This is a genomic window from Nocardia sp. 2TAF39 (assembly GCF_052114905.1).
GTDB lineage: Bacteria > Actinomycetota > Actinomycetes > Mycobacteriales > Mycobacteriaceae > Nocardia.
The window spans coordinates 1-11,400 of sequence record NZ_JBFRFQ010000087.1; the positions used below are offsets into that span (position 1 = coordinate 1).

At 68.5% G+C, this 11,400-nt stretch carries 3 protein-coding genes; 1 reads left to right on the forward strand and 2 read right to left on the reverse strand.

The genetic code is table 11. From position 1 onward, the window contains the following. The coding region (locus tag AB4Z47_RS29995; RefSeq protein WP_441955968.1) for an FAD-dependent oxidoreductase at positions 1–641 on the forward strand (641 nt) is incomplete at its 5' end. 629 nt (positions 642–1,270) lie between these two features. Here the strand turns inward: AB4Z47_RS29995 and AB4Z47_RS30000 are convergent. Both AB4Z47_RS30000 and AB4Z47_RS30005 read right to left on the reverse strand, forming a co-directional pair. Further along, complete coding sequence (locus AB4Z47_RS30000) at positions 1,271–1,804, reverse strand: PaaI family thioesterase (RefSeq protein WP_441955970.1); 534 nt, start codon at positions 1,802–1,804, stop codon at positions 1,271–1,273. A gap of 8 nt (positions 1,805–1,812) precedes the next feature. After that, positions 1,813–11,382, reverse strand: coding sequence for an SDR family NAD(P)-dependent oxidoreductase (locus AB4Z47_RS30005; protein WP_441955972.1), 9,570 nt, complete (start codon positions 11,380–11,382; stop codon positions 1,813–1,815). Positions 11,383–11,400: the final 18 nt, after the last annotated feature.

Consider the following 11,400-nt stretch of genomic DNA (forward strand, 5'->3'; position numbering starts at 1 on the left):
TCGTCCTGGCCACCGGCGTGCGCCCCCGCATTCCCGACATCCCGGGCATCGACCATCCGATGGTGCTGTCCTATCCGGAACTGATCCGGGAGGAAAGGCCCGTCGGCAAGCGCGTCGCGGTCATCGGCGCGGGCGGGATCGGTTACGACGTCAGCGAATTCCTCACTGTTGCCGGCCATACTGCGCTGAAACTAGAGGAGTGGCAGGACGAGTGGGGTGTCACCGACGACAATCATGCCCCCGGGCAATTGACGACGCCGAAGTCCTCCCCTGCCATCAGGGAAGTGACGTTACTGCAACGGAAGTCGGGCCCATTCGGAACGACCCTGGGCAAGTCGACCGGTTGGATCCACCGCGCGGCTCTGGAAGCCAAGGGAGTCACGCAGATCGGCAGGGTCAACTACGAGCGGATCGACGATCGCGGTCTGCACATCAGCTTCGGCGAGGACCGGGAAGGCCGGCGCGTTATCGACGTCGACAACGTGATCGTATGCGCTGGCCAGGAATCCGTCCGAGACTTGAAAGACCAGCTCGAAACCCTGGGCGCGCGCGTGCATCTCATCGGCGGCGCCGATGAGGCCGGCGAACTGGACGCCAAACGCGCCATCGAACAGGGCACCCGCCTGGCGGCCGCGATCTGAATTTTCCGACCTCTCAGACAATGCCGTCCAGTCGCGGCTTACAGATCAATATCACGCAGCGTTGGCGGCGGAGTATCAGGTGATTTCGACTGGGGTGGTGAAGGTGATTCCGGTCGGCTCGGGATCTGACCCGCGATGTCGAGCAGGGGTCCGGTCTGGCGGGTCACGTGCGAGATGTTCCGAACTGTGGCGTGGAAAAGGTTGGCGAGCAGGTTTTTCGGATGGAAAAGCGTGATCTGCGAATGGCGATCGCGCCGCGGTAGTCGAGGGACAGGACGGCATTGCATCCGGTTCCCGCGACGGCCTGTCTGATGCCGGCTCCGGCGATGCAGGGCAACCTCGTGTTGTACGAGTGGTTGCGGCGGGGTGATCGATGCGTCGTCGTCGGCTGCGTCGCCGGCAAACCCACCTCGATCACCACGAAATCGCCTGTACCACAACATCACTCGAAAACAGGCCGATGTAGCGGGTTGAGTCGAGTCAAGCCCTCGAGGGTTCCGGTGGTATCAGTGGTGTATCCGCGCGGTGGAGTATGCGAGCTCCGCAGTTTGGTTCTTTCTTCCCCCCGCTATCCCGGGCACACGCCCGGGATAGCAGGGGAAATAATGCGGTTGACGTCCGCACACGCCTCAGGCGTTTCCACCTCCCAAACGAACGAAGCTGGCGGTCGCCGTGGCATAGGTCTTGTCGGCGGCGTCGACGAGACGCGCTTCGGCAGCTGCCGTCGTCCGGCCGACGTGCACGGCCCGAGCGATCGCGTGCAGCGTCCCCTGGTCGTGTGAGACCCTGCGCAGGAAGTTCGTGTTCATGTTCACGGTCGTGACCATGGACTTGTCCTCTATCGACAGATGAACGGCCCCCCACATCGCGATGTCGAGGACGGTGCCGACGATGCCACCCGCGACCACACCGAGGAAGTTCACGTGTCGCTCGTCCGGCGTAAGACTCAAGACCATCCGCCCGGGCTCGGCATCGACCACCGCGATGTTGAGCAGCCTGGCGGCGGGCGGCTGGGGGAGGTCCCCGGACATCAGGCGCGCCAACAGCTCATCGCGGGACAGCTGCGTCAGGTTCATGACGGCCTGTCCAGGATCGTCCCATTGCAGATGCAGTGTTCGTGATCCGTTGGACGTTTCGATCGCCGCCAAGTCGTTCCGCGTCATGACGTTCCTTACCGTGTGGTTATCTGCTGGTCGATAAGAGCGAAGAGCTCGTCAGCGCTCGCCGCCTCGACGGCTACCCGGTCGCTGTGGGCCTCGGATTCACGTTCCTCCAGAGCTTCGACCAGCATCGAGCGGATCCGCTCGGCCAGGCGCGTCTTGTCCCCGGCGGACGGCATCGTCGCGAACAACGATCGGAGCGAGGCGATCTGGTCATCGACCGCCGATGTGGTCGACGTGGCATCCCACCGCGAGCGCAACAGTTTCGCCACGGCGGTGGCGGTCGGGTAATCGAACACCAACGTCGACGGCAGTTTCATGCCCGTCGCCTCGGCGAGCCGATTCCGCAGCTCGACGCCGCCGAGCGAATCGAATCCCAGTTCGTTGAACGGGGTCTCGGGCTCGATGGCAGCGGGCGATGGGTGCCCCAGAACCGCCGCGGCGTGTTCCCGCACGAATCCGAGCACCAGCTCATCCCGTTGATCCTCCGGCGCACCGGCGAGCCGCTGTGCAAGCTGACCGCCGGCTGCGACGCCGCTCGCCGCTCGCCGCGCCGGTGCGGGCACCAGGCCACTGAGCACATCGGACAGCAGCCCGGCTCGGGCCTGCGCCGCCAGGGTCGGCTTGTCGAACTCGACACAGGCGGCCACGACCGCGTCCGCGGCGACCGCGGCATCGAACAGCGCGATCCCGTCGTCGTCGCCGAGCACCTTGATACCCAGTCGCTCCAGCCGCGCCACGGCGGCGCGGTCCATTTCGCCCGTCATGCCGGCGTCCTGATTCCAGGGTCCCCAAGCCACCGACAGTGCGGGTAGACCTCGAGCGCGACGGGCGTGCGCGAGCCCGTCGAGGAATGAGTTCGCCGCCGCGTAGTTGCTCTGTCCCGGCGCGCCGAGCATCGCTGCGACGGAGGAGAACACCACGAATGCCGCCAGATCGTGGGATCGGGTGAGCTCGTCCAGGTTCAGCGCGCCGTCGACCTTGGGCGCAAGCACGCGATCGATCTGTTCCACGGTCAGCTTTTCGATCGTGGCGTCGTCGACCAAGCCCGCGGAGTGGATCACCGCAGTCAACGGGTGCTCGGTCCCGATTGAATCGAGCACGGCCGCCATGCCCGCTCGATCACCGACGTCGCATGCGGCGATGCGCGTCTCGGCTCCCAGGTCGGCCAGCTCGGCGACCAGCTCCGCTACTCCCGCCGCCGCGTCGCCGCGGCGTGACACCAGCAGCAGGTGTTCGACGCCGTGCGCGGCGACCAGGTGCCGAGCCATCACCGCGCCCAGTCCACTGGTGCCGCCGGTGATCAACACCGTACCGTTCCCGAACGCGCCCGAGTCGGATGGCCTGGGTTCCTCGACGGGAGCCTCGCCAGGGGCCAGACGCGGCACAGACATTCGCGAGTCGCGTACTGCCACCTGCGGCTTATCCGACGCGATCACGCTCCGCACGACGTCGGCGCCCAAGTCGCCGTCGTAGTCCAGCAGCACAATGCGGCCGGGGTGTTCGGATTGGGCGCTGCGGACGAGCCCCGCCACCGCGGCTGCGGACAGGTCCACGGACTCGCCCGGCAGGCCCGTCGCACGACGGGTCGCCACCACCAGGCGGGTGTCGGCCAGCCGCTCGTTCGACAGCCAGGACCGCAGCACATCCCAGGCCGTGTGGATCGAGCGTCGAATCGCTCCGGCGCGCTCGCCGGATGGAGCGTCGCCGAAATCTTCGGCGACCGAGCAGACGATCACGTCCGGAATCGATTCGGCCGCAACAATTTCGGCCACGTCGGCGTAGTGGCGGTCGATTCCGGCCACCCGCGCCGAACCCAACGTCGCCAGCGCTTCGGTGGACGCGGGGGTCGGCAGTGCCGAGTCGATCCACTGCAGGCTGAGCGGCGACGGGCCGCGAGACCCGCTCGCCACCTTCAGTGCTCGGGCGTCGACAGGGCGTGCGACGACCGCATCGACGGTGAGCACGACCGAACCGGCGTCATCGACGCAGACGATTCCGACATCCCCGCTGTCGGCGCGGACCAGTCTCGCGCGCACCGCACCGACTCCGGGGCGCCACAGTCTCATCCCGGTGAACGAGAAGGGCAGCGGCACCTGGTTGTCAGGCAGATCGCGGGTCAGGTCATCGATCGCCACATGCAGACAGGCGTCCAGCAGGGCGGGATGGATACCGAACGCGGAAGCCGAACCACTCACGGAGCTGTCGAGGGAGACTTCGGCGAACATCTGCTCGCCACGCCGCCACGTCGCGGTCACGCCCTGGAACGCGGGCCCGTACTCGAAACCCAACTGCGCCAGCCGCTCGTAGAGGGCGTTGTCGTCCGACGGCTCGGCGCCGGTGGGTGGCCATGCCCTGTCCTCCCAGGCGGGAGCGTTGTCGTCGGCGGCGCTCAGCACACCGCCCGCGTGCAACACCCACGGCTGCCCGTCGGTGTCGGCGGGACGCGAATGGATGGCGAACGTGCGCCGGCCCTCGCCGTCCGCCGCCCCGATGCTCAGCTGTAGGTCCACCTCGGCGGTGCCGACGAAAACGAGCGGTGCTTCCAGAAGCAGTTCCTCGACGACCTCGACATCGAGTCGCAAGCCCGCGGCCAGCGCCAATTCCGCGAAAGCCGTCCCAGGCAACAGAACCGCGCCGAATACCGCATGGTCGGCGATCCAGGGCTGGGTCCGCACCGAGAGCCGCCCGGTGAACAGCCACTCGTCCTTACCTGCCAGCGGCATGGCGTTCGTCAGCAGCGGATGCCCGAAGCTCCCGGCGACGACCTCCGATGTCGGCTGCAGCCAGTAGCGCCGATGCTGGAAGGCGTAGGTCGGCAACGGCACCCGTTGTGCGCCGCGCCCGGCGAGCAAGCGCCGCAAGTCCGCCGGCATGCCCACCGCATGTGCCTGCGCGAGAAAGGTCACGAACCCGACCGCTTCGTCGATCGACCGCCTGGACGACGACACCACCACCATCGACTTCGTTTCAGACTGTGGACGCTCCGTCAAGCACTCGACGGTCATCGCGGCGAGCACGGCGTCCGGACCGACCTCAACGAACTTCCGCACGCCGGAGTCGACCAACGTGTCTATGCCGGGAGCAAACCGCACGCAACCGCGCACCTGCGCCACCCAGTACTCCGGATCGCGCACCGCGTCGCCTGCCTGCGCACCTGTGACATTCGACACGATCGGCAGCGACGGCTCCCGATACGTCAGCCCCGCCGCCACCGTCCGGAACTCGTCCAGCATGGGCTCCATCAACGCCGAATGGAACGCGTGCGAAACCCGCAGCCACGTGCTCTTGCGACCCGCACCGGAAAGCCGTCGCTGGATCTGTCGCACGGCATCCTCGTTCCCCGAGAACACCACCGACTCCGGCCCGTTCACCGCCGCCAGCGACACCCGATCGCCGTACTCGGCGATGACGTCCCTGGCCTCGGCCTCCGATACGGCGACTGCGAGCATTGCCCCGCCCTCCGGCAGCGCCCCCATCAACCGGCCCCGCGCCGCAACCAACGCGCATGCGTCCGCAAGTGACCACACCCCGGCCACGAACGCCGCCGCCAACTCTCCAATCGAGTGCCCCGCGACCACATCCGGTGTGAGCCCGAACGATGCCATCAACCGGAACATCGCCACCTCGAACGCGAACAACGCCGGCTGCGTCCACTCCGTCCGATCCAGCACCTCCCTGGAATCGGGGAACACGGAATCGTCGAACATCACACTTTTCAACGAACCACCGAGCCGGCCGTCGAATTCCGCACACACCTCGTCCAACGCCGCCGCGAACACCGGGAACGCGCGGTACAACCCCGCACCCATCCCCGCTCGTTGCGCACCTTGACCGGTGAACAGAAAGGCCGTCTTTCCCGAACTCGCCATGCCCTCGACCACACCTGGCAGCGCCGAACCCGACGCCAGTGCGGCCAAGGCGGCAAGCAGCTCCTCTCGATCACGCCCGAGAGCGACGCCCTGCCGATCAAGCATTGCCCGCGAGTCCAGCAACGACCGCGCCACTGCCCACGGATCGACCTCCGGACGGTCGGCCAGCCATTTCCAGAGGCGGTCCGCCTGTGCCCGCAGTCCCTCCTCCGACTTCGCCGATACCACCAGGGGCATTACGGAGACATCGATGTCGCGCCCGGCCGACGCATGGTCGCTACCATGCTCCGATCCGGCATGGAAAGACGGTGTCGTCGGCGCTTCCTCGAGGATTACATGCGCGTTCGTGCCGCTGATCCCGAACGACGACACTCCCGCGCGCCGCACCCGGTCACCCGCGGGCCACGGCTCCGCGTCGGTCAGCACCTGTACCGATCCGGCAGACCAGTCCACGTGCGGCGACAATGCGTCCACGTGCAGCGTCCTCGGCAACGTCTCGTGCCGCAGCGCCTGCACCATCTTGATCACCCCGCCCACGCCCGAAGCCGCCTGCGTGTGACCGATGTTCGACTTGAGTGCGCTGACCTTCAGCGGCCGCTGCGCGCGATCCTGCCCGTACGCGGCGAGCAGCGCCTGCGCCTCGATCGGATCGCCCAAAGTCGTTCCGGTACCGTGCGCCTCCACCGCATCGATGTCCGACGGCTCGAGTCCGGCATTCGCCAGCGCCGCCGCGATCACTCGCTCCTGTGACGGGCCGTTCGGCGCCGTCAGGCCGTTGCTCGCGCCGTCCTGGTTGATCGCGCTGCCGCGCACCACCGCCAGGACGTTGTGGCCCAGCCGTCGCGCGTCCGACAGCCGCTCCACCACCAGTACGCCCGCACCCTCCGACCAGGCCACGCCGTCGGCGGCCGCGGAGAACGGCTTGCACCGGCCGTCGGGAGCCAAACCGCGCTGTCGGGAGAACTCTACGAACGTCAGCGGCGTCGCCATCACCGTCGCGCCGCCCACCAGCGCCAGCGAGCTCTCGCCCTGACGCAGCGCCTGGCAGGCCACATGCAACGCCACCAACGACGACGAACACGCCGTGTCAACGGTCACTGCGGGCCCTTCCAGCCCGAATGCGTACGCCACCCGGCCGGACACCACGCTGCCTGCCGAGCCGATGGCGACGTACCCTTCGACGTCGGACCCGGCCTGTCGCGCAGTCACCTCGTAGTCCCGGTACATCAGCCCGGTGTAGACGCCGGTGTCGCTGCCGCGCAACGACGTCGGATCGATACCCGCGTGTTCGAGCGCCTCCCACGATACTTCCAACAGCAACCGCTGCTGCGGGTCCATCGCGATCGCCTCACGCGGGCCGATGCCGAAGAAGCCCGCGTCGAAATCGGCCGCGTTCAGCAGGAATCCGCCCTCCCTGGCATAGGAGGTTCCGGGATGGTCGGGGTCGGGATCGATCAGACGATCCAGGTCCCAGCCGCGATCGGATGGGAACTCGGTGATCGCGTCGGTCCCCGACCGCACCAGCTCCCACAACGCATCCGCGGACTCTACACCGCCGGGATATCGGCAGGCCATGCCGACGATCGCGATCGGCTCGTCGGCCTGCACCCGACGGCGCGTACGGACCGTGCCGGCCTTCGCGCCGTCGATCCGCGAGCGCACGTACCGCGCCGTCGCCGCCGCCGTCGGGTAGTCGAAGGCCAGCGTCGACGGCAACCGTAGACCGGTGGTCTTGGCGAGTCGGTTGCGGAATTCCACCGCGCCCAGCGAATCGAAACCCATTTCCGTGAACGGCTTCTCGACGTCGATCTGCTCCTTCGAGGCATGACCGAGCACCGCGGCGGCCTGAGCCCGGACGAAGTCCAGGACGATCGCGTCGTGTTTGTCAGGCTGCGCCGCCGCCAGCTGCCGCGCCAGGTCCCCCCCAGCGTGGTCGGCCCGGCGTGCGGACGGCGCCAACGACCGGAGCAGTCCGGGCAGCAGGCCGCCGCGCGCGGCAACGGACAGGGCCACCCTGTCGAAGTCGACCGCGGCGACGAACGGCGTGTCCGCGACGCCCGCGAGGTCGAACAACGCGAGCCCGTCGGCCTCGGCCAGCGGGCGCAAGCCCATGCGCGCGAGCCGCTCCACTCCGGCCGCGCCCAGTTCGCCCGTCATTCCGCTGTCCTGGCTCCACGGACCCCAAGCCACCGAGACCGCAGGCAGGCCCGCAGTGACACGTCGCCGCGCCACCGCGTCGAGAACCGAGTTCGCCGCCGCGTAGTTGCCCTGACCCGCCGACCCGAGAATCCCCGCGACCGAGGAGAACAGGACGAACGCGGACAGCTCACAATCCGTGGTGAGGTCGTGCAGGTTCAGCACCGCGTCGACCTTCGGCGCGAGCACCCGGTCGACCTGATCGGGTGTGAGCGAATCGACCGTGCCATCGGCCAGCACGCCCGCCGCGTGCACGACGCCGGTCAGCGCGGGACCCTCGGAGAGGGCGTCGAGCATCGTCCGCACGGCCGTACGGTCGCTCACATCGCACGCCAGCACCCGCGCGCGGGCTCCGAGCTCGGCCAGCTCGGCGACGAGATCGGTGACACCATCGGCGCGCTCGCCCCGCCGTGACACCAGCACCAGATCGCGCACGCCATGTGTCGCCGCCAGATGCCGCGCCACCTGCGCGCCCAGCCCACTCGTCCCTCCGGTGATCAGGACCGAACCCAGGCCGAACGTGACCCTCGACCCGTTCGCGGACGCGTCGCGACGGATGAGGCGCGGCGCCAGCAACACACCGTCGCGCACCGCCAACTGCGCCTCGTCGACCTCGACGGCCGCCGCGATCAGCTCGGGGCGCACCTCGCTGTCGACGTCCAGCAGGATGATCCGACCAGGGTTCTCCGATTGCGCACTCCGCAGCAGGCCCCACGTGGCCGCTGCGGCAAGGTCAGGATTCTCGCCGGGTAGACCGGCACCGTTGCGCGTCACCACGGCCAGTCGTGCGTCGGCCGCCACGGGAAGCCGCAGCCACGAGCGCACCTCCGCCAGCACCGTGTGCACACGTCGACGCACGGCTTCCGCCGACTGTGGCTCGACAGATACCGGGTCGGATTCGTCCGCAAACCACACCACCACGTCGGGACGGTCGTCCCCGGCGGCTGCGCCCAGCGCAGCCATGTCCGGGTAGCTCACCTCGAACCCGGGGGTCGAGCCGAGAACAGCGATCCGCCGGATTTCGGTATCGGCCTGCGAACTGGATTCGACAGCGCCCCATTGGATGTCGTAGAGCGCGTGCCGACCGGACGACCGGGCCTCGGCCAAGGCGCTACTGCTCATCGGACGTGCCCGCAGCGCCTCGACGATCAGCACGACAGCGCCGTCCTCGTCGCCCAGCTCGAGCAGCATGGTGTCGGCTCCGCTTCGCCGCAGCCGCACCCGCACGGCCACCGCTCCGCGGCGGTACAAACGAACACCGTTGAACGAAAACGGCAATGGCACCTGGTCCGGCGGCAGGTCGGCGGCCAGCTCCTCGACGGCGGCGTGCAGCGAGGCGTCCAACAGCGCCGGATGTATCCCGAACCCGGCGGCGTCCGTGCCGATCTCCGCGGGCAACCGCACGTCGGCGAGCACGTCGGTGCCGTCTCGCCACACGCTGCTCACGCCGTGGAATGCTGGTCCGTAATCGAGTCCGCGCGCGGCCAACCCGTTGTACAGCGTGTCGCCGGAGGTCACATCCTGCACCGCCGGGTCGCTGTCGAATGCGGGAGCGTCGATTGTCGCGCCGGGGCCGAGGATGCCGCGTGCATGGGTGGTTCCGCTCGCGCCGGCGTCGTCGACCGGACGGGACGCGACGACGAACCGCCGCCGCCCGTCCTCATCGGGTGCTTCGACGCTGATCTGAACGTCGACCTCGGTCCGGTCGTTCAGCAACAACGGCGCTTCCAGAACCAGCTCGTCAATGGTCTCCAGGCCCACTCGTGCGCCGACCGCCAACGCCAGCTCTACGAAACCGGTTCCGGGCAGCAAGACCGTGCCGAAGACCGTGTGATCGGCGATCCACGTCTGCGACGCGGTCGATAGCCGTCCCGTGAACAGCCACTCGTCCTTGCCGGCGATGGCGACCGCGGCACCGAGCATGGGATGATCGATCGACATCAAACCGGCCCGGCCCACATCACCGAGGCCGTCTGTGGGCGGCAACCAGTAACGCTCACGTTGGAACGCGTAGGTCGGCAACGCAACTCGGCGCGTCGATCGGCCCACGAACCAGCGTTCCCACTGCACTCCAAGCCCCGCGATATCCGCCGCCGCCAGGAACTCGGTGAACCGCGCCGCCTCGTCCGCGTCGCGCCGAGCGACAGCGGCCACCGCGGACCGGGTTTCGACATTGGGTTCCTCGGCCAGACATTGGCGTGTCATCGCGGCGAGCACCGCGTCCGGTCCCACTTCCAGGAACCGCCGGACACCGGACGCGGTCAGCGCCCGTACCCCGGGCGCGAACCGCACCGCCGCCCGGACCTGACGCACCCAATACGACGGATCGGTCAGCTCACGCTCGACCAGTTCGCCGGTCACATTCGACACGATCGGGGCGGTCGGCATGTGATAGCTCAAACCTGCTGCCACGGAATGGAATTCGGCCAGCATCGGATCCATCCGCGCGGAATGGAAGGCATGGCTGACCCGCAGCCGGTTCGTCTTGCGACCCCGGTCGGCGAGCACCCGCTCGATCTCGTCGATGGCGTCGGCGTCGCCGGAAAGCACCACCGACGAGGGACCGTTCACCGCGGCCACCGACAGCCGGTCTCCGTATCCGGCGACCAATTCGGCTGCCTCGTCCTCGACGACGGCTGCCGCCAGCATCGCGCCGCCGTCCGGCAGTGCGCCCATCAACCGCCCGCGCGCCGCCACCAGCGCGCACGCATCCGGCAGGGACCAGACCCCGGCGACATACGCCGCCACCAGCTCGCCGATGGAGTGGCCGAGCAGCACATCCGGTGTCGGACCGAAAGAGGCGACGAGCCGGTACGCCGCCACCTCGAACGCGAACAGCGCAGGTTGGGTGAACTCCGTGCGTGCGAGAAGCGCCACCGCGTCGGCCGTGTCGTCGGCGAACATCAGATCTTTCAGCGACCGCCCGAGCAGGGGGTCGAACGCGGCGCAAACCTCGTCCAGCGCCGCCGCGAACACCGGGAACGCCGCGTACAGCTGCTTGCCCATGCCGGGCCGCTGCGCGCCCTGACCGGTGAACAGGAACGCCGTGCGCCCCGATCCAGCGGAACCACGAACGACGCCCGGTGCCGACTCGTCCTCGGCGAGGACCGCCAGGCCCGCCAGCAACTCCTCCCTATCGCGCCCCACGACCGCGCCGCGCCAGTCCATCCGAGCCCGGGACGTCGTGAGGGCGTGGGCGACATCCCACACCTGCGCGTCCGGATTCCCGATCAACCATTGCCGCAGTCGATGCGCCTGGGCCCGCAAACCCGGCTCGAATTTCGCCGACACGATCCACGGGACGACATCCGATGCGACATCCGGCCGTGTCGACGGCATCTCCTCGGCGTCGGGGTGTACGGACTCGCCTTCGGATGCCTCGGTGGCCGGGTCGGCGGGCGCCTCTTCGAGAACGACATGCGCATTGGTGCCGCTCACCCCGAACGACGACACGCCCGCCCGACGCACCCGCTCACCCGCGGGCCACGGCTCGGCTTCGGTGAGCAACCGCACCGAATTCGCCGACCAATC